At 66.3% G+C, this 23,327-nt stretch carries 16 protein-coding genes; 3 read left to right on the forward strand and 13 right to left on the reverse strand.

Going from position 1 to position 23,327, the window contains the following annotated elements:
- Positions 1 to 11: 11 nt before the first annotated feature.
- The 7 genes from C1924_RS16865 to C1924_RS16895 all read right to left on the reverse strand — a co-directional run bounded on the left by C1924_RS16865 (position 12) and on the right by C1924_RS16895 (position 9,416).
- On the reverse strand, positions 12 to 2,936 hold the full coding sequence (locus tag C1924_RS16865; RefSeq protein WP_254051163.1) for a T6SS effector BTH_I2691 family protein: 2,925 nt from the start codon (positions 2,934 to 2,936) through the stop codon (positions 12 to 14).
- Positions 2,923 to 3,861, reverse strand: coding sequence for a DUF4123 domain-containing protein (locus C1924_RS16870; RefSeq protein ID WP_108766335.1), 939 nt, complete (start codon positions 3,859 to 3,861; stop codon positions 2,923 to 2,925). Before C1924_RS16870 ends, C1924_RS16865 begins: the two co-directional genes overlap by 14 nt.
- Entirely contained in the window at positions 3,851 to 6,607 is a 2,757-nt protein-coding gene (locus C1924_RS16875) for a type VI secretion system Vgr family protein (RefSeq protein ID WP_254051164.1), read from the reverse strand. The genes C1924_RS16870 and C1924_RS16875 overlap by 11 nt, the downstream gene beginning before the upstream one ends.
- A gap of 233 nt (positions 6,608 to 6,840) precedes the next feature.
- The gene (locus C1924_RS16880; RefSeq protein ID WP_108766336.1) at positions 6,841 to 7,275 is read right to left on the reverse strand and encodes an SseB family protein; all 435 of its coding nucleotides are present in this window, start codon (positions 7,273 to 7,275) and stop codon (positions 6,841 to 6,843) included.
- An 86-nt stretch (positions 7,276 to 7,361) separates the two neighbouring features.
- The gene (locus tag C1924_RS16885) at positions 7,362 to 7,721 is read right to left on the reverse strand and encodes a transcriptional regulator (RefSeq protein ID WP_108766337.1); all 360 of its coding nucleotides are present in this window, start codon (positions 7,719 to 7,721) and stop codon (positions 7,362 to 7,364) included.
- Between the two features lie 60 nt (positions 7,722 to 7,781).
- Complete coding sequence (locus C1924_RS16890) at positions 7,782 to 8,120, reverse strand: hypothetical protein (protein WP_108767107.1); 339 nt, start codon at positions 8,118 to 8,120, stop codon at positions 7,782 to 7,784.
- Positions 8,121 to 8,126: 6 nt separating this feature from the next.
- A complete protein-coding gene (locus C1924_RS16895; protein ID WP_254051165.1) occupies positions 8,127 to 9,416 on the reverse strand; it encodes a S41 family peptidase in 1,290 nt (429 codons plus the stop codon).
- Between the two features lie 127 nt (positions 9,417 to 9,543).
- Between C1924_RS16895 and C1924_RS16900 the strand changes: the two genes are divergently transcribed.
- On the forward strand, positions 9,544 to 9,975 hold the full coding sequence (locus C1924_RS16900) for a hypothetical protein (RefSeq protein WP_108766339.1): 432 nt from the start codon (positions 9,544 to 9,546) through the stop codon (positions 9,973 to 9,975).
- 114 nt (positions 9,976 to 10,089) lie between these two features.
- On the opposite strand, the gene C1924_RS16905 is transcribed toward C1924_RS16900, so the two are convergent.
- The 6 genes from C1924_RS16905 to C1924_RS16930 form a co-directional block, all read right to left on the reverse strand.
- On the reverse strand, positions 10,090 to 13,122 hold the full coding sequence (locus C1924_RS16905; protein WP_108766340.1) for an autotransporter outer membrane beta-barrel domain-containing protein: 3,033 nt from the start codon (positions 13,120 to 13,122) through the stop codon (positions 10,090 to 10,092).
- A gap of 387 nt (positions 13,123 to 13,509) precedes the next feature.
- A complete protein-coding gene (locus C1924_RS16910) occupies positions 13,510 to 14,577 on the reverse strand; it encodes a heparan-alpha-glucosaminide N-acetyltransferase domain-containing protein (RefSeq protein WP_108766341.1) in 1,068 nt (355 codons plus the stop codon).
- Positions 14,577 to 15,725, reverse strand: a complete 1,149-nt coding sequence (gene nagA / locus C1924_RS16915; protein WP_108766342.1) for an N-acetylglucosamine-6-phosphate deacetylase — start codon at positions 15,723 to 15,725, stop codon at positions 14,577 to 14,579. The genes C1924_RS16910 and nagA overlap by 1 nt, the downstream gene beginning before the upstream one ends.
- Positions 15,725 to 16,753, reverse strand: coding sequence for an SIS domain-containing protein (locus C1924_RS16920; RefSeq protein ID WP_108766343.1), 1,029 nt, complete (start codon positions 16,751 to 16,753; stop codon positions 15,725 to 15,727). The genes nagA and C1924_RS16920 overlap by 1 nt, the downstream gene beginning before the upstream one ends.
- A 7-nt stretch (positions 16,754 to 16,760) precedes the next feature.
- Positions 16,761 to 17,828: a LacI family DNA-binding transcriptional regulator gene (locus C1924_RS16925; protein ID WP_079223351.1), complete on the reverse strand. Its 1,068-nt coding sequence runs from the start codon at positions 17,826 to 17,828 to the stop codon at positions 16,761 to 16,763.
- A gap of 39 nt (positions 17,829 to 17,867) precedes the next feature.
- Positions 17,868 to 19,157 (reverse strand): sugar MFS transporter, encoded by a 1,290-nt coding sequence (locus C1924_RS16930; protein ID WP_108766344.1) that lies wholly within the window; start codon positions 19,155 to 19,157, stop codon positions 17,868 to 17,870.
- Between the two features lie 370 nt (positions 19,158 to 19,527).
- Between C1924_RS16930 and C1924_RS16935 the strand changes: the two genes are divergently transcribed.
- Entirely contained in the window at positions 19,528 to 20,544 is a 1,017-nt protein-coding gene (locus C1924_RS16935; protein ID WP_108766345.1) for a glucokinase family protein, read from the forward strand.
- Between the two features lie 150 nt (positions 20,545 to 20,694).
- On the forward strand, positions 20,695 to 23,319 hold the full coding sequence (locus tag C1924_RS16940; RefSeq protein ID WP_108766346.1) for a TonB-dependent receptor: 2,625 nt from the start codon (positions 20,695 to 20,697) through the stop codon (positions 23,317 to 23,319).
- The last annotated feature ends 8 nt before the right edge of the window (positions 23,320 to 23,327 follow it).

Consider the following 23,327-nt stretch of genomic DNA (forward strand, 5'->3'; position numbering starts at 1 on the left):
ACGTGCGCCTTTCACGACTGCGACCTCGTAGTTACTTTCCCGACTGCTTTGTCAAACGCGTCCTTCTGCTTCAGAACGGCCACCTGCCGGTTCCTACTATCGCTGGCCGAGGGAGGAACTTTACTAGCTGCCCTCCCGAATACATTGGACTCGCACCACTTCTCGAGATCGTTCGGGCTGATTGCCCACACGGTCGCTTCAATCACAAGCAGTGCCAACGTAATCTCCCAACCGCCCAAGCGCAGTATCCAAGTGCCAAGGCGCTTCATAGCCTGACTGGACAAAACGAGTTCCCCTTCCCTCGCGGCCGCAGCCTCTATCCCGGCCCTCAACCCACGAAGACCTAAACTCAACTTGTTTCGCCCCAGATGACGCTCTAGAACTGGAGAGGAATAGGCCAGCGCGGTGAGAAAGTTCGCACTACCAACCGCTGACGTTAGCGCTGCCTTCATCAGCAAAGCCGCGGCAGACCAGTGCTGCCCATCTTCAAGCCGACTTTTGAAGTCCGACAAGCTGTAGGCTGCCCCAATAAAACTACCCGCTCCCGCCAGCACACTGCCGGCAGCCTTCATCCGAATGGCACTGACACTACCCGCCCCAAAGAACTCCTTGGCTACGGTTTCATGCACACTGGTGTACACAGCCAAAAGCGACATGCCGGACGCCAATAACGTCGCATAGTCGCGAGTGTCCTTATCGACCTTTGTTGCCAGATGGATGAAGTTCACCATCTCCAACACGCCAGTAAGGGAATTCAGACGGACAACATTACGGCTGCTCTCCGCCGCTGCCTGCCATCGCTTGCGCATTGCCAGTGCACCATGGTGCAGCTCCAGATCGCGGAGCGCGAACTGCATCGGCAGTGCACTACCCTTCTTGCGATAGAACTGGATGCGCTCCAGGAAATAGCGCTTGCCCTGCTGGCCACTGCTCAGCTCTTCGGCCACCAGGCTGATCGCCTCATCGCGCTCCATCAATGCCCGCGTCAGGAGCACAACGCGGACCATGGCATTGCCGGCGGTATCCTGGATGCCTTTCATCGGGAATCGGTTCAGGAGGTACGCACCTGCGGTAGTGACGAAGCGATCAACGCCACTGTCGCGAAGGATGCGGGCACTGGCGGTGGAGGGCGCAGCCTCCTTCTGCGCCACCTCCAACTTGCGATAAAGGGTCAAGAAAGACTTCAGATGTGCGGTGCCTGCGACGAATGCCGCCCAGCTTGCGCCGGCCACCTCAAGAACTGTGTCGGCCCCGACCTGCGCTGCCGAGAGTGTCTGCTCCAACTCCTGGCGAAGCTCTTCCTGATTGTGCGCGACGACTCGCCAGAGCAGGGATCGTTGTCCTGTAACTTTCAGGTCGTCGGCCAGTTCAGTCAGCAATTCACGGCCGATCTCGTGCATACCGAGCACTGCAATCGCCTCAGTGATGATCTCTTCAAACCACACCCCGTGCGCCGCAGACTGACCATCGAAGTCCTCCATCGTCACCAACAGCAGGTCGTGGCGGAGCCAGGCAACCAGCACACGCATCTTGGGTGCCATCCGGTCGAGTACCTGACGCGCCATCGCATCCATGTTCTTCTTGAATGCGGCGAAACGCGGCTCATCTATCAGCGGCCAGTATTTGTTTTTCCACGCGTCCTGGGCGTCCTGCAGATAGAGCGGCAGGAACTGCCGCTCATATTCCCGCGCGAGTTCCCGCTTTTCCTCCTCGGGAAGCTTTACCTTGGGATCCCATGAGGGAAGCGAGGGATTGCCTAGCCGGCGCTGCCGCTCCGCTTCGCGCACCGTCTGTGACACGTAGTTTTTTGCCATCACCGCACCATTGAGCTCCAGCAGCTGCGAGATCTGTTCGATCTGATCAACGGCGCTGACTTCCAGCTCGCGCTCACTGTTGAACTGGTTGATGCAGCCGACCAGATCGTTGCAGTAGCCACTGAGCTCGTGCACGACGCCAACCGCATCCCACAGACCCAGCAGCATTGGCGGATACTCCTGGCGACCACTGCCAATGCGTCCGTTGCTGCTGTGTTTCTGCAGGCGCTCAAGGCGCTGTTGGCGCGGGTCGACACCTTCGCTACGAGGGTGATCCCGCCGGGACCAGGGGTAACGCGTACCATGCGCTCGCAACCGTGCCTTGCGAAGCGCTCCGTCCGGATTGGAGGCAACCGGGAGCGCACCGCTGTACGGAAGGTCTGGCGGATCGCCCGAGGGGTTGTCCAGCCATCGATACTCCATGATCGATGCCAGGGCACTGGCATCATTCAGTGGCGCCTGGTCGCCTTCCGCTCTCGCCGACGTGATCCATCTGGCAGGCTCAATCGACTGCATCCGCGCGGCGCGGAGGGCCGGATCAGCGCCATAGCGATCCAGTGTCGCTGGCGTCCAGGGGTGTTGGGAGTAGGCGAGCCAGACCGTCCCGCACAGATACGGGCGCTGGATAGTGATGAACTCCGTGCGCATCGGATCATGGCCACTACGGCCGCAACTGGGCAGGCCACCGCCTGCGATAGCGCGCGCACTGTAGGCGGTGGGCTGTCGCCACAGAGTGCCGTTCGCGGCGATGGCGTAGCATTCCCAGTATTCCGGACCGTAGGGGCCCTGCTCGTAGTACAGGTACAGCAGACCTTGGCGCAACGTCCTTAGCGCGTAGGTGTATTCCCCCGCGCTGACATCAACATCGGTGGCATGTGCAGGTGACAGGCCACCAAGGCCCGCGTTGCAGCTGGCAGGCACTACCGTGTAGCGCACCGGCAGGATGGCCAGCCCTGTGGAGCGGCAGACGTCGCAGGCCGATTTCTCTGTCTCGTCCGGCCGCGTTGCAGTAACCGCCGGAAGATCGACGATGTCTGAACTTCCTGTGCTGCGGATCCCCACATTGCTGTCACCCGTGAAGGGCCCGCTGGAGTCGTACCCAGCTCTGCTATCGCGCGGCATGTGACCCGTCTCCCTTGATCGCACCTGCGTGTGCGGACGCCCCAATACGGATGTCCTGCCACTCCTTGTCTCCAATCCGTCGAACCAGCTCGCCATACCGCTCGCCCTGGCCGACTTGCGCAAGCAATGTCTGGATCGTGGAATGCCTGTGGAAGTAGGGCCCGATCGAGAGCCCGTGCGTGGCGAACAGATCCAGGTCAGTACCGCTGGATACGCCACAACGGCGCCCCTCTGCGACGCTGCGCTGCACCTGTGCGAAGGTGACGCGATCCGGAGGAGTTCCGGCTTGCAGCGCGCGAATCCACGCCTGGTTCAATGCACCAATGCTCTCCACCTCCGGCCAAGGCACGGCAGGGTCACCGGGCACTGCAGGCGCGACGGTATTGCTGACTGCCCACTCTGCCCATCGATCCAGGAACAGCCACGTGGTGACACCTTCAAACCGATACGCCCGTTGCGAACGCGATGAGCACTGCAGGAACAGATCCGTCACCATCGGGTCGTAGAAGCGCAGCCACCGCTTCCGGCCCTGTGCATGCGGGCAGTGCGCGACCGCGCGCTCGGCAAGCTGCCTGGCCAGTTGTCGTGTCAGCAACCGCGTCCATACCCATGCGCAGGCGCGCTGTGGCCGGCCGGCCAGCAACCACGCTGCGGAGCGCTGCGCCATCGCCATGGCTACCGCCTCGCCGGACAGCACTGAATGCATGCCTTTGCTCAGGTCCAGCGGAATCAGGGACGGCCACTGGGCAACCGGTATCTGCCGAATGGCAATCGGAACCGGCGCTATCCCGACCGATTCCAGCAACGCGTCGAAGGCCTCGTCCATCTCACATCGTTCCACAGTGGGCTGCATCAGCAGATGGCATTGCCCTGCGCTGCTGCGGTCGGTACCGATCAACTTTTCGCACAGTGATTCAACCGACATCGGCGTATCCCTCCTGTCGGCACACGGCTGCGTTCAAGTGCGGCTCACAGCCCTTGAACCGCCCGGTTGGAACATCTGCCTCCCCCGCCACACTCGCCGGCCCCATCCACTCCCGCTGGCTCGCCTTGAACTCCACTTTCCCCGGCGCGCCCAGCTCGATGTCGTCGCCCTCGATCCGGATGTAGGCCCCCGCCGCCGTGGCCAGCAGATGCTTGCTCGGCGCCGACAGCATCACGTCTGCTTCGGTGCTGGCAATGCGCACCTGGGTCTTGGCCGCCACGATCGCCTGGTTCTTGTGCGCGCGTGCGCTCACCTTGCCCTGCGCGGCGTGCAGTGCGATGCCGCGTTCCTGGTTCGGGCTCTCGCCGCTGGGCTGCTCACCGGCGGTGTACAGCACCAGGCCACCGGCAACCGCCAGCGTCAGCGATCCCTGCGTCATCCAGTTCAGCGCCACGCCGCTGGCCAGGGTGGTGTGCGTGCCGCTCACCCAGACCTGGTCGGCCGGGGTCAGGCTCAGCACGCCGGCCACGCCGCTGCCCAGCAGGATGGGCGCGCTCCAACCGGGTGCTTCGCCGTCGCCACCGCTGATGCTGCCGGACACGCTGCCGCTGTGGGTGGCGCGCAGGTGCTCCTGTAGTTCGCCCAGGGTCGTATCTGCGGGCAGCTCGGCCGGATCGCTCGGCAGCTGGGCCTGTTGGTTGGCGGCCGATTCGGCCAGCTGCTGCAGCAGCTGCTGCCCTTCCTGCAGCTGGCTCAACGCCTGCGGTGCGGCCATCTGCGGCGTGCCCTGCTCGGTGGTCAGCAGCAGGCCGCGGCCTGCGCGCAGTGCGCCCTGTGCCTGCGTGGCCAGCTCCACGCCAAAGCCACGCTCGCCGTCGCGCACGTTGTCCTGGCCGCCCTTCAGGTGGCCCAGCGTCAGCGTGGTCTCGTGCTGGGTGGTGGACAACTGGGCACGACCCTGCCCGGGCGTGTCGTCGAAGCGCAGCTGCTGGTAGCCGCCGGTGCCGCCCTGGCTGTCGGCCAGCGCCTGGCTCTTGAAGCCGGTATACACCGCCGCGTGGTCATTGCCCTCGAACCATGCCGCCGCGTTGCCGGTGGCGTTGCCGCCACCGCCGTTGATCTGGTTGTGCTGCGCATCCTGCTGGCCACGGCCGTTGTAGACCGCACCCACCACCACGGGGCGATCGATGTCGCCTTCCAGGAACGCCACCAGCACTTCCTGCCCGCGCCGTGGCAGCACCACGCCGCCCCAGTTGTCGCCGGCCCACGGGGTCATCACCCGCACCCAGGTCCAGGCGCCGCCGTTGGCCGGGGCGTTGTCATCCCCGCCGGGATGGGCCAGGCCGTTGCTGGCGTTGCCACCGCGCTGCCAGGGGAACTGCACTTTGATCCGGTGATCGCGGTCGGACAGCAGCGGGTCGCCATCGCTGACCACGATCGCGCTGAGCGTGCCGGTGATCGTCGGCCGCGGATGCAGGTGCGCGCCGTGGCCATCCTCAGTCTGCGGGCGATAGACCACCTCAGCCGGAATGGCCACGAAGCGGTTGTCGTAGAACGCGGTGGACACCTCGCCGGGGGCATCGCCATAGGCCAGCCCGGACAGTGCGCCGGGCAGTGCCGGGGCCGCGACGCTGGCCGGGCCCAGGGTCTTCTCCAGCGCATCAAACACCTCGGCATCGAGGTTGTTGCGCGCCTGGTGCCGCACCGACAGGCACAGGAAACGGGCGTCCTCGCCTACCTGCGGGTGCTGCGACAGCCCGAATCGTGCACCGGGCGCCAGCACGCGCCACTGTCCGGCGCCGTCGATGGTCTGCGCGCGCACGCGCAGTGCATCCAGGTGCTGCTGTGCGCGGCGCTGGCCGCGGGCATTGTCCTGCCAGCCGTAAGGACCGCAGGTGTCACGGTCGATGATGCCCAGGTCGTTGCCCTGCCCGGCCTCGGCACTGGCCTGGCGGCGCTCCAAAGTGCGGTAATCCCAGGTGGCACGCTCGACCTTGCCCGGCCGCCAGCGGTTGGCGGTGGACCATTGCTGCACGCTGTCGCTGCGCTCGCTTTCGTCGCGGCGATGGAAGCGCACGACACCCAGCTCGGCGGTGTCGTGGCTGTGGTCGGCCAGCACCAGCGTGTGCGTGCCGAAGTCCGTGCCGCCGGGCTCACCGGCATGCTCGAACCAGTAGTAGATGCCTTCCTCGGCCAGCAGGCGCTGGAGGAAGGCCAGGTCGCTTTCCTGGTACTGGGTGGTCAGGCTGCGCCGCGCGTACTGGCTGGCATCACCCAGCGACCAGCGCCAGGCCGGCGCCAGTGCGCCGTAATCGGCGAACAGGTCCTCGACGATCTCGACCACGGTCTTGTCGTGGAAAACGTAGCTGTCCACGCGCTGCGAGAGGAAGGCCAGCCACGGCTGCAGGCGCAGGCGGTAGCGCGCCAGGCCGCCATTGCTGCCCAGGCGCTCAGCGGCGGTGATGCGCCCGTGCAGCGGACGCACGCTGCCATCGGCCTGCTGCAGCTGCAGCAGCGCGCCCTGCCCGATCAGCGGCGCCAGCGACAGGCCCGCATCCAGCGACAACGCCGTGATCGTCCACTGGAAGCCGATGCCGTCGATCTGCTCGACGCCATCGAGGGTTTCGGCCACCAGCACGTCACTTCCCAGCGACGTATGCAGCCTGAGAAAACGATGCACATCGTGTGGCTTCGCCAGCGCCGAGCGCAGGGCAAACCAGTGCAGAGCAGGAGCGGAACCGTCCATGGAGCAGCGCGCGCAGGGCCAAGGGGCCACGAGCGTGTTGCGGGAACACGGACAGTTGAAGAGGCAAACGCGACACGTGAAACGCCGCATCCGCGAAACGCAGGTGCGGCAGGGGCGCTGGCCGCTCTAGGAGTAGTACGAAATGCCTACGGTGGTACAGACAGTGTCAGCCGTTGCCCACCCGATCACAGGTAGTGCCGGCCGCTGGCCGGCAACCAGAAACCCCGGTGGTATCAGTGCGCCATGCCGCGGGTAATCGCCGCGGCGCGCTCCTTCAGCTGGGTCACCGCATCGGGAATCATCTCCATGCCCACGTCCAGGCCCGGGTTCAGCACGAGGCCCACGCCTTCGCCAATGCCCGCCAGCAACGCATGCACGGCAATCGGCATGGCGTGGGCGAACTGCGGCAGCTGCTCATGCCAAAGGCCGGCGCGCTCGGGCGCAGTGAACACGGCGAACATGGGCTCACCGCCCTCGCTGGTGAGCACCAGCGGCGAAATGCTCTCGTCCCAGGCGCCGTCCTCGCCGATGGCCTTGTCCAGCAGCACGAACACCGGCGCGGTCAGCAGGCCATCCAGGAACTGCGACGCGGTCAGCGTACCGTCCTGTGCCTGCAGCAGGCGGACCTCCAGGTCGTTGAGGGGTTCAAACGGCGTGTCGTGGTCCATGGTCGGTTCCGGTACGTGATTACAGGGCACCACTTTAGCAGGATGGGAGCATGCCCTACCTGCCGGATCCGCCGTCCGGCGAGCGGTCAACGACCGATCAGGCTCTCGGCAGGAATGCCCAGGTTGCGGTGGAGATTACGGATCATTTCCAAGGTCAGCCCGCGCTTGCGGTTCAGCACCTCATAGACCCGATTGAGCTGGCCGATGGAAGGCACGAGGTCCTTTACCGTCAATCCACCCTGCTCCATGCGGAAACGGATCGCTTCAATGGGATCTGGCAGCTCGATCGGGTAGTGCTTCGCTTCATAGGCCTCGACAAGCGTCGCAAGGATCTCGAAACGATCCCCTTCTTCACTGCCGATCGCAGGCTCGTTCTCGAAATAGGCCTCAAGCTCGCGCAGTGCGATCTGGTAGTCACTTTCGGTACGGATGGGGCGAATGTTCATTTTCCCTCCACAGTCGAGACTGTCTATTCGATCTTTGGGACATATGCAGATCCAGCGCCATCAGCCTGCCCCAGCCCCTGACCGCCACATCCACCCCGCCACGGCCAGCCCAGCCACCACCACCAGCATCACTGGCAGCCCAAAGCGATGCCGGAACGGAATCGGCACCCCGCCCCGCTGCTGGTCCATGGTCTCGGTGACCAGCACCCAGCCATGCTCGCAACCGGTACACGCCAGCTCGTAGCGGCGCTGGTAAACGAAGCCGAACACCAGGTCGATGCGCGCCATGCGGTAGCGCAGCTGTGGGGCGAAGTCGGTTTCAGCCTGGCAGCGCAGGCAATGATGGACCTCGGTCGGACCCACCACGATCACCCGTTCCTGCTGCCCGATCAGCATCATCATCGGTCAGCCCCCGGCACACGCAGGCTGGGCCAGCAGCCAAGCCTGGGCGGCAGCAACGGTCGCTGCATCGCCGCGGGTGTGCTGGTCAGGCTTGATCTTCAGCCCGTCGCCGTGGCCAGTGCGGTCCTGCATTACGCTGGTGGTCAGCACCAGCGAACTGCCATCGACCAGCGGACGCACCACATTGGCGGTAGACACGCCGCGGGTTGGCTCGCCGAAACTGCGCGTGTGCGGGCGGCCACGGAAGGCCAGCACGGTCGCCTCACCGGAGCTGGCGGTGATCGGCCCGGTCAGCACGGCGACAGGCGCGTCCCTGCGCTTCAGCAGATACCCCGGCGCGCCCAGGTCAACGATGACACGCGCGCCCAGCCGCACGCCCGAAATCGTCAACTGCCAGACAGAGGGGCCGTCGGCAGTGGCGAGCGAACCCACGGTCTCGTCAGCGACGGCGGTGACCCTCAGCAGCGGCGCGGTGCCCAGCAGCATGGGCCACATGTTGCCGCCGGTATTACCACGCAGATCCACGATCCACCCGCAACGGGTGCCGTTGTCCTGCTCACGGATCGACGCCTGCCAGCGCGATGCGCGCTCCTGCATCTGCTGCTGCATGGCCGGACCCGGCGCGGCAGCGAATCCGCCGATGCTGACCCAGCCGATACGAGGATCCAGAGGAGGAGCATCGATGGCGGTGGCAGGCGCACCAGGTGCGGCAGCGCGTGCGGTGTTGGCTCGACCCATCCGCTGCCCTTCCGCCCGCATCCGTTCCGCGCTGATCCAGGCGCCGTGGCCTCCCGAACTGCGGCCGATGGCCTCCTTCAGTACGTCGCGTATCTTTTCCGGGTTGCCCTGCGCTGCGCTCATGCGCGCGCGGATTTCCGGCCAGTCCACACGATCGCGGTAGAGCGCTTCGCGCTCCAGCATGTCCACCAGTTCGATCTGTGCCTGCCGCGTGGGCAGTTCGATGGCTGCGGCGGGTACCGCCAGCATGTTCATGGCAACCGCAGCGGCCAGGGCCAGCGTTGCGATGCGGAAATCGACGGGCATTCGACGTTCCTTCGTCGGAAGAGTGAAACACCAGCATACGCCTTCAAAAAGCGCGCGGCGTGTCGGTTTTGGCACTCCAGCAGGCCCGCGCGTTTTTACAACTTTACTCATGTCCTTGCCGGACTGAAACCGCGTTGGTGGCTCTGCCAGCGCGCTTTGCACTGGCCGGGATTGGCGTCCTGAATCAAACATCAAATCGATCGAGTTGCCGCCTGAGCGGCAATCACGACAATGCACCTGCTCGCCCATGGTGGGCGGTGCGTGGGGATCCTCGCGATCCGTCGGCTTTTTTCGCTTTGATTTTGACCGGCACGCCAACCCGCACCGCCCGCCACCTTGCATCCCGCAGGTGGCCTTGCCCTGTGAGGTTGTCACCATGAAAAAGCCTTCCCCTGCCTATCCCTGCCTGCATGCCGTGCTGGGCGATGCCCTGGCCGGCCTGGACTTGCCCGATGCCACGGCCGAAGTGCTGGAAAATGCCTTGAACGACGCCGAGGAGGATGCCCCGCCCTCTGCGTTCTTTGCCCGGTTGCGCGGCAGCGCACGCGGCCATGCGGCCGACGGGCAGCCGTGGCGCGAACGGAAGCTCAGCGATACACGGATGCGTGCGTTCGCCGAAAGCACGCGTTGCCTGGCAGCGGTATCGGCGTGCGGGCGTGTACTGCTGGCGGCACAGGCCGCGCGTGAACTGGATGATGCGCAGGCGCAATGTCCACCGCAGGTGGAGGAAGGATCGCTGCATGCGGTGATGGTGCTGGCCGACCATGCCGGCGCGCTGGTGGCGGCGGATGCGTGTGCGGGCACATGACATTGCCGGTAGAGTCGAGCTTGCTTGACTGCTGTTGGATGGCGACGGCGGTGCACAGAGCAGCCGAGCGCAGGCTCGGCTGTACGAAATCTGAGCAGTCGAGCAAGCTCGACTCTACCAATCGGCACGCAGGCCGATGTTGCCTTCGATGATGCGGCGCTTCTCGTTCCTGTCACCGCCCAGTTCGCGCGTGTAGTCGGCCACGGCATACGCGCTGATCGTCCGGTTGAAGCGCGCGACCACGCCAACACCGGCTTCCAGCGCGCGCGAGCGCTGCGAGTTGATGATCGTGTCGCCGTCAAACTGGATGCGATCTTCGCCGGAGCGGCCGTGCCAGTAGTTCACCTTGAAGTACGGCTGCCAACCGTTGTCGGCCAACTGGTAATCACCGGCCAGGCGCAGGCCGAGGCGGCCGGTCCAGGCATTGTCGCTGTCGAAGCGCACGGCAGACACCAGGTCACGCTGGTCATCCAGCGAACTGCGCTGCCAGATCACCTGCACCTGTGGTTCCAGCCACCACGCCGACTGCCCGAACCGCAGCAGCGGCTTGCCTGCTTCCAGCGACAGCGTGGTGCCATCGCCTTTCACATCGATACCCAGCCCGCGCGAGGAGCGCGCGCGGCCGTCGTAGCGGCTCTGCATCGCCACGGCGTCGAGGTAGCCGCCGCCGCTGCCGGTCAGCGTCCAGTACAGGCCCACGTGCTTGTCATCCAACCGGCTCTGACCGACCTGTACGTTTTCCCATCCCAGCGCCAGGCCGGTCGTCCTGCCTTCGGCCCGGGTTCGGCCCACGAACACGCCGATCTGGTTGCGGTGGTCGTCAGCGGCCGCGGCCCGCACATCCAGCCCCGCCTGTACCCCCATCACGTCGCCATCAAAGCCCGGCTGCGCGTCGCCCTTCCAGTGGATCTCGCTGCCCTGTCCCACCAGCCGTCCCCAGGCCGTGCGGAAGGCGCCGTTGCTGTACAGCAGGCGCTGTTCGCCCTGGCGTTCGTGGAAGGTGCCCAGGCTGGCCAGCGACGTCTCGCGCAGCAACGGCGGTACGACGGTGTAGGCCGCGGTTTCCAAGCGATACAAAGGCACCACATCGCCCTGCGCCGGGCGTGCACCCGGGCTTGGCGGAGTGGAACCGGCGCCGGGGAGGCTGCTGCCGGCCACCGGCACGTCGGGCACGGCGGGATCGCTGGGCGGTGCCACCGGCACCGGCTCCGGTGGGGGTGGAGGCGGGGCATTCTCACCGGCCGTCAGGTCCGGATCGATGGGATCCTCCGACGGCGGTGGCGGGGCCGGCGCGATGGGCGGTGGCGGTGCCACATCGGGCGTGGGCGGCGGAGGCACCGCATTGATGCCGATGCCATTGGGTGCCGGAACGGGACCGGCCACCAGCGTCGAACGCAGATACCAGTTCTCGCCCGTACCCGCGCTGACGCCGCCCTTGAACAGGAAGTACTCGTAGGCGCCCGCGGACACGGGTGCGAACAGCGAGAACGCATTGGCCGCCGTGGTACCGCCGTTCAGTGCCTGCACCACCAGGATGCCGTCGGCGAGCGTGGCCGCGCCACCACCGCCCGCGTTGAGAATGCCGATGCCGGTCGTGCCGCTGGCGGTGCCACCGTCGATCACCAGGCGGTCGCTGTCAGCCCCGTCCCCTGCCAGCACGGTGCGCAGATAGAGGCCACCGCTCTCGCCGCGGTAGTTGCCACGAACAGTGAAGACATCGCCCGCGCCGCTGCCGGTCAGGTCGATACGGCCGGCGTTGACCACATCCACCAGCGCCGCCGCAGTAAACGGCCGCAGCGCATGCGCACCGTTGCCTGCGTAGAGCGTGCTGGTGTCATCCAGGGTAAGCGTGCCGGTGCCCGTGCCACTGTCGCCGAGCACCAGATCGCCGTCGAATGTCAGTTCAGTGCTGTTGGCCAGGCTGATCGCTTCCCAGTTCTGGAAGCGCGCGACGCCCGTGGTCTTGACGTTGCTGAAGTCGAGCCGGTCATTGCCGCTGCCGCCATCGAACAAGGGCACCGCGCCAAGGTTGGCCTGGTTGAGATTGCTGAGCGTGGCCACGTCATTGTCCGGCCCGCCATCGATGGCGCCATAGATGATGCCGCCGCCGTTCCAGTTGAAGGTGTCGTTGCCGGTGCTCAGCAGCACCTGCCCGCGCACGGTGCCATCGGTGATGGTCACGCTGTCATTGCCGCCGCTGACGCTGATGTTGCCGCCGATGTAGGCCGTGCCGGAAATGATGATAGTGTCGGTATCAAAACCGGTGACCACGTTGCCGTCGACCGTGCCGCCTGACTGGTCCCACAGGTTCCTGTCCAGTTTCATGTTGACCCGGCCGATGCGGCCGCCGGTCATCCATGCCTGGTCGCCATCCTCGAAGGCGCCGATGATGCGGCCGCCGCTCATGCGGAAGGTATCGATGTTGTCGCCCTGTTGCAGCGCGCCGAGGGTGCCGCCGGTCATGAGGAAATCGTCGCTGCCGCTGCCCTGCACCACCACGCCGGTCACCGTGCCGTCGCTGACCGTCATCTGGTCAGCGCCATTGCCCTGGTCGACGCTGTCGAGGGTGCCGCCGCTGAGCAGGAGCACATCGTTGCCATCGCCCTGCAGCACCGCCCCGGTGATGTTGCCGGCCTGCATTTCCAACCGATCATTGCCGGCACCGAACTGCACCGCAGTGCGGCCACTGATCGTGCCCCGGTTGACCAGCACGCTGTCACCTGCACCGACAAACTGCAGTGCCGTGTTGTTGCCGGTGCTGATGCTGCCGAGGTTGTCGACGCGGCTGCCTCCGCCCAGCTGCACGGCAACGCCACCCACCGAACTGATCACCCCCTGGTTGGAAAGCTGATGGCCACCGGCCCCCAGCAGGGAAATGGCGCTGCCGCCTCCCCCCTGCTGCAGCTGCGCTCCACTGGCGACAGTGACGGTGATGCCGGCCTGGCCACTGGCGCTGATGGGCACGGTCTGCGGGTTGGGGGCCGCGGTGCTGCAGGTCACCGTCTGCCCGGCGACGGGCGCAACGTTGTCGCAGCCTGCCCAAGCGAGGGGCACCGTGGCGGCCAGGACGGCAGGAAGTGCCAACGCCTGCAGCAGGCAGCGGGTGAGACGGCACACGCGCGGAGCGCTCGACAGGGCAACGGACATACAGCACTCCTGGGCCGGGGGAATCAGGAATTGCGGATATGGACACTGCTGGCGTGGGAGGGCGCCATGGCGGGTTCGTGCAGGCACGTTATGCCGTATGCATCACGTTGCGGATGTGAAATCGCGCGGGGCTCACGCCGCCTGCATGTGCATGAAAGCATTCATGTATTCGAGAATTGAGTGCATGGCGCATCCACGCATGGCGTGGATCTACCGGCACGGGCAACGGGTGCGGGAATCCACGCATGGCGTGGATCTACCGGCACGGGCAACGGGCGCGGGAATCCACGCGTGGCGTGGAGCTACCGGCACAGGCAACGGGTGCGGGAATCCACGCATGGCGTGGAGCTACAGTAGATCCACGCCATGTGTGGATAGCGCAGCCCTTCAGATCTTCAGATAAATGCGACGCCGGTCCAGCCACCACGCCACGCCCCACCACAGCGCGACGAAGGCCACGGCCTGCAGCATGGAGGCCAGTTCCAGCGCCGCCGGCATCGCCGTGGCCAACTGCTGCCACACCCAGCCCCACGCGCCCGTGGCCAGCAACACCACCGACATCACCGACGCCCCCAGATAGGCGGTGATGGCATTCACACCGAAGCGGCGGCCCAGTGCGGGCCAGCCCCTCTGGTCAATCAACACATGCGCCAGCCACAGCGCCAGCGCCGCCAGGCCGCCGGTCCACAGCACATAGCTGGGCGTCCACAGCTGCTTGTTGAGCGGCAGCACCGACGCCAGCAGCAGGCCCAGCACGCCGGCCGACACGCCCAGTGCAGCCAGCGCCGCCGCGCGCCCATTGCGCAGCAGGCCACCGGCCAGCAGGCCCAGCACCGTGCTGGCCAGTGCTCCGAGCGTGCTCAGCAGCCCTTCCGGGTCATGGCCAAGGCCTGTGCCAGGCTGCCACTGGTAGACGAACGGCGCGAACAGGAAGGTATCCAGGCGGCTGGCCGGGTTGGTCCATGGCGCCAGATCGCCGATGCCCAGCAGCAGCCCCGTGTAGCCCACCAGCAGGGCGACCAGCAGCGCCCACTGCGTGCGTGGCCGCGCGTAGACAGCCACCACCCCCACAACGCCGGCACACAGGGCGATGCGCTGCAGGACACCCCAGATGCGGAAATGGGGCGTGTGCAGCGCCCACCACACGAGCAGGTGCAGCAGCACGCCCGCGATGGCGATGCGCAGCGCCCGTTCCAACACACCCCTGGCCAATGCGCCCCGCGCGGCGAGGTCATGCGCGCGAGGCGCCACACTGAATGCCATCGACACGCCGACCAGGAACAGGAAGAACGGAAACACCAGGTCGGTGGGCGTGCAGCCATGCCACTCGGAATGGCGCAGCGGTGCGAACACCGCACTCCAGTCACCGGGGTTGTTGACCAGCAGCATCGCCGCCACGGTAAGCCCGCGCAGGGCATCGATCGAGCCCAGCCGGCGTGGCGGCGCAGCGTTCATCAGGCCGCCTCGTACTGTCCGGCAATCCAGGTGCCCCTCACCTGCAGGGCGTCGTCCAGCAGCACCAGATCGGCCTGGTAGCCCTCGGCGATGTGGCCCAGGCGGTCATCCACGTTGAGGAACTCCGCCGGATAGGTGGATGCCATGCGCGCCGCCTCGGCGAGCGGCAGGCCAAGCAGCTGCACGGTGTTGCGCACGGCCGTGGCCATGTCCAGCGCCGAACCTGCCAATGCGCCCGCAGCATTGCGGACCACGCCGTCGATGGCGGTAATGGTCTCGCCGTACAGCACGTAGCTGGGGTCGTCGGCGCCGACCGGTGGCATCGCATCGGTCACCAGCAGCAGGCGGCCACGCGGCTTGGCGGCCAGGGCCACACGCAGGCTGGCCGGGTGCACGTGCACGCCGTCGACAATGATGCCGATCCAGCTGTCGCGGTCTTCCAGGGCGGCACCGACCGCGCCGGGCTCGCGCCCCTGCAGCGGCGACATCGCGTTGTACAGATGGGTGAAGCCGCGCACGCCGGCATCCAGGCCATCGCGGATTTCTTCGTAGGTGCCGGCGGTATGCCCGGCCGCCACGATCACCCCACGTTCGACCAGCGCGCGGATCGTCTCCAGCGGGACGCGTTCCGGCGCCAGGGTCAGCAGGGTCACGCCGTTGTCCAGCGACGCGGCCAGGGCGATTTCCGCCGCATCGGGCACGCGGAATTTGCTCGCATCGTGGGTGCCCTTGCGCGCCGGCGCGATGTACGGCCCTTCCAGGTGGATGCCGATGACGCCGGGCACGCTCTGCGCGATCGCCTCGCGCATCGCGGCGATCGCCTCGCGCATCACCTCCACGTCGTCGCTGATCAGGGTCGGCAGCATCGCCGTGGTACCAAAGCGGCGATGTGCCTGCGCGATGGTGCGCAGCGATGCGACATCGGGCGTGTTGTTGAACAACGCACCGCCGCCGCCGTTGACCTGCACATCGATGAAGCCGGGCAGCAGCCAGCCGCCGCCCAGATCCACCTGCTCGCCGGCCTGGCCCAGCTGCGGTGCCGCATCGGGCAGCAGGGCGATGATCCGGCCGTCCTCGATCACCACCGCCAGGTCATCACGGAAATCATCGCCGGTGAGCACGCGGGCGTTGCGCAGAACCGTGGCCATCAGACCGTCTCCGTGACCTTGTTCAGGTGCGGCGGCAGATCCGGGTTGAAACCACGGCGGACCGCCAGCGCGTTGATGGCGCGGTAGAAGCTCTGCACGGTCAGCAGCGGCGCACACAGCGGGTGCGGCGCGGCGGCCACCGGCAGGTTGCCACCGGCACCGGCCATCCACACCTGGGCACCGCGTCCACTGAATTCTTCCACCACCGCACGGGTGCCCGCGCCGGTTTCATCCGGCTGGGCGAAGGCCAGTACCGGGAAGCCGCGACCCACCAGGGCCATCGGGCCATGCTTGACCTCGGCCGAGCTGTAGGCTTCTGCGTGCAGGCTGCAGGTTTCCTTGAACTTGAGCGCCGCTTCCTGCGCCGCGCCCAGGCCGAGGCCCCGGCCCAGCACGAACAGGTTGGTGGCATCGACCAGACCGTCGGACAGCGCGGTCCAGTCACACTGCCACGCCGCACGCAGTGCATCGGGCAGCAGGTCCAGCGCGTTGCGCAGGCTGCTGTCCTGCTTCCAGTAGGCGGCCAGCTGCAGCAGCGCGGCCAGCGAGGCCAGGTAGCTCTTGGTGGCCGCGACGCTCTTTTCCGCGCCGGCATGCAGCGGGATGACCGTGTCGGCCAGCTGTGCCAGCGGCGAATCCTCGACGTTGACCAGCGCCACCACGCGTGCGCCCGCCGCCTTGGCGGCTTCGGCGTTGCGCAGCAGGTCCGGGCTCTTGCCCGACTGGGAAATGACGATGAACAGCGCACCGCGCAGCTGCAGCGGCGCGGCGTAGACCGAACCTACCGACGGCGAGGCCGAGGCGACCACCAGCCCCAGCTGGGTTTCCAGCAGGTACTTGCCATAGGTGGCGGCATGGTCGGAGCTGCCGCGCGCGCAGGTCACCACGAACGGCGGCGGCGCTGCGCGCAGGCTGGCAGCCAGCGTTTCCATCGTGGCGTGGTTGCGTGCGAACTGGCGGGCAACCACGTCGGCCGCTTCAGCAGCCTCGGCGAACATCAGGGTGGCGGTGGGGTCGGACAGCGACATGGCGGACTCAGGCGGGATCGGAAGGAAGGGGGCGCACGCTGGCCGGGCGCATCGGTGCGGTGGAGCCGCGCACCACCAGCTGCGGGACGAAACCCTGGTTCTGCAGGGCGGCCGGTGCATCGTCGTAGGCATCGCTGCGCAGCTGCGCGATGAGCAGGCGCGCGGCGTGGCGGGCGATGTCCTCGGTGGCCTGCTTGGCCGTGGTCAGCGGCGGCCAGGACTGGCGCGAGAACGGGCTGTCCTCGAAGCCGGCGATGGACAGGTCGTAGGGCACGTTCATGCCGGCCGACTTGGCGGCGGCCAGCACGCCGGCCGCGATTTCGTCGTTGGAACCGAAGATGGCGGTGGGCGGTTCGCGCAGCGCCAGCAGACGGCGCGCACCCCGGAAACCATCGTCGAAGGTGTAATCGCCCTGCACCACCAGATGCTTGTCCACGGTCATGCCGTAGTCCTTCAGCGCAGCCTCGTAACCGGCGTAGCGTTCGCCCGATGACCGGTGCGAGGAACCGCCCCAGAGGAAGCCGATGCGCTGGTGGCCGAGCTGGATCAGGTGTTCGGTGACTTCGTAGGCGGCCTCGCGGTCGTCGACGAACACGCAGGCGCCGTCGGCCGGATCTTCGGTGGCGGCGATGATGCGCACCAGCTTGATGCCGCGCGCGGTGAGCGTCTGGATCAGGTCGCGGCGCTCGGACATCGGCGCGGTCAGCACCAGACCGGCCAGGCGCGAACGCTGCACCCAGTCGGCCAGTTCATCGGCCAGCATGGGCGAACTGGAATCACACGGATGGATCTGCAGGCCGAAGCCGGTTTCGCGGCAGGCGGCAAGCACGCCGTTCTGCACGCCGATGATGTGGTACGGGTTGGGGTTGTCGTACACCAGCCCGATGACGAACGTGGTGCCGCTGCGCAGGTTGCGCGCCGACGGATCGGGTTCATAGTCGAGCTCGGCGATGGCACGCAGCACCCGCGCGCGGGTGGCCTGCATCACCGACGGTTCGTTGTTGATGACCCGCGACACCGTCTTCAGCGAGACCTTGGCCTTTTCGGCAACGTCCTTGATGGTCGCTCTGCGCATCGGTTTTTCCTGGGGTTGGCTGCCGTCCATCATCGCCGATCAGCCCTGGTCCTGCGGCAGCCCGGCGCGATGGCCGATGACCGAATAGAACAGGATGTACAGGTAGCAGGGCACCATCAGCAGGACAAAGACCAGCTGGAAATCGATGTGCTGCTTGAGCACCGCGAACAGCTGCGGAATGATGGCGCCGCCCGCGATGCCCATCACCAGCAGGGCCGAACCGGTTTCGGTGAAACGCCCCAGGCCGCGGATGGCCAGCGGGAAGATGGCCGGCCACATCATCGCGTTGGCAAAGCCCAGCAGCGCCACGAAGGCCACCGAGACATAGCCGTGGGTTGCCCAGGCCCCCAGGCAGAACAGCACGCCCAGCATCGCCGAAACCGTCAGGTAGCGCGACTGCGACACCACGCGGGGAATCAGCGCCAGGCCGACCACGTAGCCGATGAGCATGGCGAACAGGGTCAGCGAGGTGAACATCTTGGTCTGGTCCAGCGGCAGGTCGAAACCATGGCCGTAGGTACCGATGGCATCACCGGCCATCACTTCCACGCCGACGTACACGAACAGGCACAGCACGCCCAGCCACAGGTGCGGGAACTGGAAGATGCTGCGGCGTTCGGCGGCGCCCGCTGCGACTGGCGTGGCGTTGGCTTCGGACGGCTTGATTTCCGGCAGCGGCGAGAACAGCACCGCCACCGCCAGCACCACCAGCACACCGGCCATGGCCAGGTACGGTGCGTGGATCTTGGCCGCGAATTCGTTGAGCAGCTGCGCCTTGGTGGCTTCATCGGCAGCGGCCACGCTGGCCGACAGATCGCCGATGCCGTGCAGCACCAGCGTGCCGATCAGCACCGGCGCCAGCATGCCCGCGATCTTGTTGCAGATGCCCATCAGCGCGATGCGGCGCGCGGCTGTTTCGATCGGGCCGAGAATGGAGATGTAGGGGTTGATGGCGGTCTGCAGCAGCGCCAGGCCACTGCCGATCACGAACAGGCCGCCGAGGGCGCCCGGGTACCAGCGCTGGGTAGCGAATTCGCCGAACAGCGCCGCGCCACCGGCCATCACCAGCAGGCTCAGGCTGAGCCCCTTCTTCATGCCGGTGCGGCGAAGGATCCACGACGACGGCAACGCCAGGAAGAAGTAGGACAGGTAGAACACCATCAGCACCAGGAAGGCGCCGACTTCGCTGAGCTCGAAAGCGAGCTTGACGAAGGTGATCAACGGGCCGTTGAGCCAGGTGAAGAAGCCGATCAGGAAGAACAGCACGCCGACGATGGCGATGGAGGCGGCAACATTGGGACGTGCGCTTGCGGCGGTGACGGCGGACATCGGATGGGCTCCTGCGGCGACGACCGCGGGCGGTGTCGGAGAGTGGCTGGGAACAACGTTGTCACATTCTTTCGATGGAGCCCAGCGGTTTGTCAACTTCATTCAAGACCCGCTGCGGGCGGTTGTGCATTGCGCAACGCCGTCCTGCCGATCCGCGATGAATACGCGGCGTGCCTACAGCCTCTTGCCACAACGGCTTCCGGGTGAAGGCCGGGTAAAGATCATGTAAACGTTTACCGGACCACGCATCCGTTGCGCCGCAGCAACGAAAGTGTCACGAACTCGTTGACATCGTTGTCAACGCAGTTACAGACTCGCCCCATCGCCGGGCCTTCCGCAGGTCCGGTTCCCACCTGCAGCAGGAGCCCGCGTGACCGCCAGCCATCCCGCCCCGGCCCATGTCCTGTCCCGAGTCGCGCCCTCGTTCCTGGCCGCCGACGTCGGCGGTACCCATGTGCGCGTGGCCAGGGCCCAGGCCAGCGGCGACGACGCACACCCGGTGCAGCTGCTGGAGTACCGCAAGTACCGCAATGCCGACTACCCTGGCCTGAGCGCGATCCTCACCGACTTCCTCGGTGACAACGCGCGGCCCAGCCAGTGCGTGGTGGCCACCGCCGGATTCGCCCGCGAAGACGGCACGGTGATCACCGCCAACCTGCCGTGGCCGCTGTCGGCCCGCCAGGTGGAGGCCGAGGTGGGCCTGCAGCACGTACACATCGTCAACGACTTTGAAGCGGTGGCCTATGCCGCCGCGCAGGTCGACGCCAGCGGTGTGCTGCACCTGTGCGGCCCCGAGACCGCAGCGCGCGGCCCGACCCTGGTGGTCGGCCCCGGCACCGGCCTGGGCGCGGCGTTGTGGATCCCCACGCCGAATGGCCCGGTGGTGCTGGCCACGGAAGCCGGCCAGCCGACCCTGGCGGCCAGCACGGAACTGGAAATGGCCATCGTCCGCCACATGCAGCGCGAGCGCGCGCACGTGTCGATCGAACATGCGCTGTCCGGCCCCGGCCTGATGAACCTGTACCACGCCATCTGCGCACTGCAGGGGCAGACCCCGGTACTGGCCAGCCCCGATGCGGTGACCGCTGCAGCCATGGCCGGCACCGATGCACTGGCCCGCCAGGCGCTGGACGTGTTCTGCGGCCTGCTCGGCAGCACCATCGGCGACATGGCGCTGTTCTATGGCGCGCAGGGCGGTGTCTACCTGGCCGGCGGCATCCTGCCGCAGATCCGCGAATACCTCCATGCCAGCGCCTTCGTCGAACGCTACCTGCAGAAGGGGCCGATGGGCGAAGCACTGGCACGCATCCCGGTGAAGGTGGTCGAGCACGGGCAACTGGGCGTCATCGGCGCCGCCAGCTGGTTCCTGCTCCACGCCAACGCCTGAACCGCAGTACGCAGCAAGCAGTACGCAGCACCGCAGTACGCACGACGCGCTGTAATCGCACCATCGCGCCCGGCAGCCCCTGCTGGCGCCAGGCATGACCTGCCATTCGTTCGCCGCCGACAACGCACACCAGTGATGAGGAGAGACATCATGAACACCCGCAAGACTCTGCTTTCGGCAGCCATCGTCGGCTGCCTCGCCTTCTCGGCGCACGCCCAGCAGGCAACGCCCCAGGACCTGGACACCGTACAGGTGGTGGGCATCCGCGCCAGCCTGGAAAAATCGCTGGACACCAAGCGCAACAACGTCGGTGTGTCCGAAGCGATCACCGCCGAGGACATCGGCAAGTTCCCCAGCACCAACGTGGCCGAAGCGCTGTCGCAGATCCCGGGCGTCACCCTGGACCGCCGCTTCGGCCAGGGTGAGCGCGTCAGCATCGACGGCACCGACCCCAGCCTCAACCTGTCCTTCCTCGACAACCACCCGGTGGCGCAGGCCATCTGGCTGTATGGCGAGCAGCCCAACCGCGGCTTCGACTACACGCTGCTGGCCCCGCAGATCCTGGGCCGCGCGGAAATCATCAAGTCGTCCGAAGCGCGACTGACCGAAGGCAGCCTCGGCGGCACCGTGCTGATGCACACCCGCCAGCCGCTGGACCTGAAGCAGAACGAAGTGGCCGCCTCGGTGGGCTACAGCTACAGCCAGCAGGCCAGCGAAGGCAAGCCGAACGCCGCCGTGCTGTACAGCTGGAAGAACAACGACGAGACCTTCGGCGTGGCCGTGTCGGCCCAGCACTACGAAGAAGCCGTCGACCGCCAGGGCAAGGAAGTATTCGGCTATACCAAGGCCAGCACGTTCCCCAATGCCACGGGCGTGGCCGCCGACGTGGACGTGCCGAATTCGTTCAATGCCGCCTGGTTCCAGCAGGAACGCAAGCGCGACAGCGCTGTGGTCAACCTGCAGTTCAAGCCGACCGATGAGCTCGAGTTCAACCTGAGCGGCATGTACATCAAGGAAAAGTTCGACAACTACAACCAGTCGCTCTATTCCTTCCTGACCTGGAATCCGGGCACCGTCAACGCCGTCGATCAGCTCGGCGACGTGCGCAATGGCGTAGCCACCAGCGGCCACTCCAACGCCAGCGCCATCGCCAACAGCGGTACGCTGATCTATGACAACAACGTGCGCCTGTCCGAAGTGGTCACCAAGGGCGTGGACCTGCGCGGTGCCTGGAAGGGCGAAAGCTGGGGCGTGACCGGCCAGGCCGGCCAGAGCAAGTCCGACAACAAGAACTTGGCCCAGTACTTCATCGAGCCGTTCTACAACGGCGGCTACAGCTGGAACATGGACAAGGGCATCACCTTCGATGACCCGGCAGGCGCCCGCGACCCGGCCAACTGGGGTTCGGCCGGCGGCTGGTTCGGCAACAACGGCGTGTTCGCCACCGAGAGCAAGGACACCTACGCCCAGCTCGATTTCAACGTGCAGTTCGACAGCATCTTCAACCAGCTGCAGTTCGGCGTGCGCCACGGCAAGCACGATGAAGCCTTCACCCTCAACGTGTACGGCGGCGTCACCCCGGGCACGCTGGCCGACGTGGGCACCATCGGCCTGACCGACATCCAGGGCTTCACCACCGACCAGGGCCGCCACGTGCAGGCCGGCCGCGACAACGTGCTGAACTGGGTGCGCAACAGCCCGATCGACTACAGCAACCCCGATCCGGCCAGCTACCTCAACAACAGCTGGGCGCTGACCCAGACCAACAACGCGGCCTACGCGCAGCTGAACTTCTCCAACGGCCCGCTGCGCGGCAACCTGGGCGTGCGCTACGTCGATTCCAAGACCGAAGGCAGCGGCTTCGTCTACGGCGGTACGCCCACCCTGACCGACCTGGACAGCAAGTGGCAGACCCGCACCAAGAAGGAAGACTTCGTGCTGCCGTCGTTGAACGTCGCGTGGGACACCGACAACGACTGGGTTTTCCGCTTCGCTGCGGCCAAGGTGATCGCCTGGGCGCCGTACAACCAGATGGTCAACAACACCTTCCTCAACGACACCACCCTGACCGGTTCGGGCGGCAACGCCGATCTGTCGCCGTATGAGTCGTGGAACTTCAACGCCTCGGCCGAGTACTACTACGCGCCGCAGGCCGTGGTGGCCTGGTCGGTGTTCTACAAGAAGATCGACAACTACATCGATACCTCGGCCACCATCGAGCGCCAGTACAACTCGATCCGCGACACCTCGCCGGCCACCTGGACGAACCTCGTCGGTACCAACGGCTGCACCGCCGATGGCTACTGCGATTACAGCATCCAGCGGCCGCGCAACGCCGGCAGCGGCCACGTCAAGGGCTTCAACATCAGCTTCCAGCAGCCCTTCGGCGAAAGCGGCTTCGGCCTGACCGCCAATTACACCTACGCCAACGGTGAGAACAACACCGGCGATCCGCTGCCGTACCAGTCGCGCAATGCCATTGCGTTCAGCCCGTACTACGAGAAGGGCCCGATCAATGCGCGCCTGACCTACAACTGGCGTGACAGCTACCTGGCCGGCGGTTACGTGGCCGGTGCCGCCCCGTCCAGCGTGGACGACTACGCGGAACTGGGTGCCAGCTTCGGCTACACCTTCAACGACAACTGGTCGCTGACGGTGGACGCGCAGAACCTGCTGGACGAGACCTACTTCCAGTACCTGGGCGACAAGGAACACCTGGCCGGCAAGTACAAGAGTGGCCGCCGCTACATGGCCACCCTGCACTTCAAGTTCTAAGCCTGCAC

The sequence above is a fragment of the Stenotrophomonas sp. ESTM1D_MKCIP4_1 genome, assembly GCF_003086895.1.
In the GTDB taxonomy this organism is placed as follows: domain Bacteria; phylum Pseudomonadota; class Gammaproteobacteria; order Xanthomonadales; family Xanthomonadaceae; genus Stenotrophomonas.

What these genes read in the sequence shown, in the direction of transcription:
- C1924_RS16900 (WP_108766339.1), top strand. Translation starts at nt 9,544, where the DNA reads ATGAAAAAGCCTTCCCCTGCCTATCCCTGCCTGCATGCCGTGCTGGGC.
- C1924_RS16895 (WP_254051165.1), bottom strand. Translation starts at nt 9,416, where the DNA reads ATGGGCGAGCAGGTGCATTGTCGTGATTGCCGCTCAGGCGGCAACTCG.
- C1924_RS16925 (WP_079223351.1), bottom strand. Translation starts at nt 17,828, where the DNA reads ATGCGCAGAGCGACCATCAAGGACGTTGCCGAAAAGGCCAAGGTCTCG.
- C1924_RS16875 (WP_254051164.1), bottom strand. Translation starts at nt 6,607, where the DNA reads ATGGACGGTTCCGCTCCTGCTCTGCACTGGTTTGCCCTGCGCTCGGCG.
- C1924_RS16910 (WP_108766341.1), bottom strand. Translation starts at nt 14,577, where the DNA reads ATGAACGCTGCGCCGCCACGCCGGCTGGGCTCGATCGATGCCCTGCGC.
- C1924_RS16940 (WP_108766346.1), top strand. Translation starts at nt 20,695, where the DNA reads ATGAACACCCGCAAGACTCTGCTTTCGGCAGCCATCGTCGGCTGCCTC.
- C1924_RS16920 (WP_108766343.1), bottom strand. Translation starts at nt 16,753, where the DNA reads ATGTCGCTGTCCGACCCCACCGCCACCCTGATGTTCGCCGAGGCTGCT.
- C1924_RS16865 (WP_254051163.1), bottom strand. Translation starts at nt 2,936, where the DNA reads ATGCCGCGCGATAGCAGAGCTGGGTACGACTCCAGCGGGCCCTTCACG.
- C1924_RS16890 (WP_108767107.1), bottom strand. Translation starts at nt 8,120, where the DNA reads ATGATGCTGATCGGGCAGCAGGAACGGGTGATCGTGGTGGGTCCGACC.
- C1924_RS16930 (WP_108766344.1), bottom strand. Translation starts at nt 19,157, where the DNA reads ATGTCCGCCGTCACCGCCGCAAGCGCACGTCCCAATGTTGCCGCCTCC.
- nagA (WP_108766342.1), bottom strand. Translation starts at nt 15,725, where the DNA reads ATGGCCACGGTTCTGCGCAACGCCCGCGTGCTCACCGGCGATGATTTC.
- C1924_RS16880 (WP_108766336.1), bottom strand. Translation starts at nt 7,275, where the DNA reads ATGGACCACGACACGCCGTTTGAACCCCTCAACGACCTGGAGGTCCGC.
- C1924_RS16905 (WP_108766340.1), bottom strand. Translation starts at nt 13,122, where the DNA reads ATGTCCGTTGCCCTGTCGAGCGCTCCGCGCGTGTGCCGTCTCACCCGC.
- C1924_RS16870 (WP_108766335.1), bottom strand. Translation starts at nt 3,861, where the DNA reads ATGTCGGTTGAATCACTGTGCGAAAAGTTGATCGGTACCGACCGCAGC.
- C1924_RS16885 (WP_108766337.1), bottom strand. Translation starts at nt 7,721, where the DNA reads ATGAACATTCGCCCCATCCGTACCGAAAGTGACTACCAGATCGCACTG.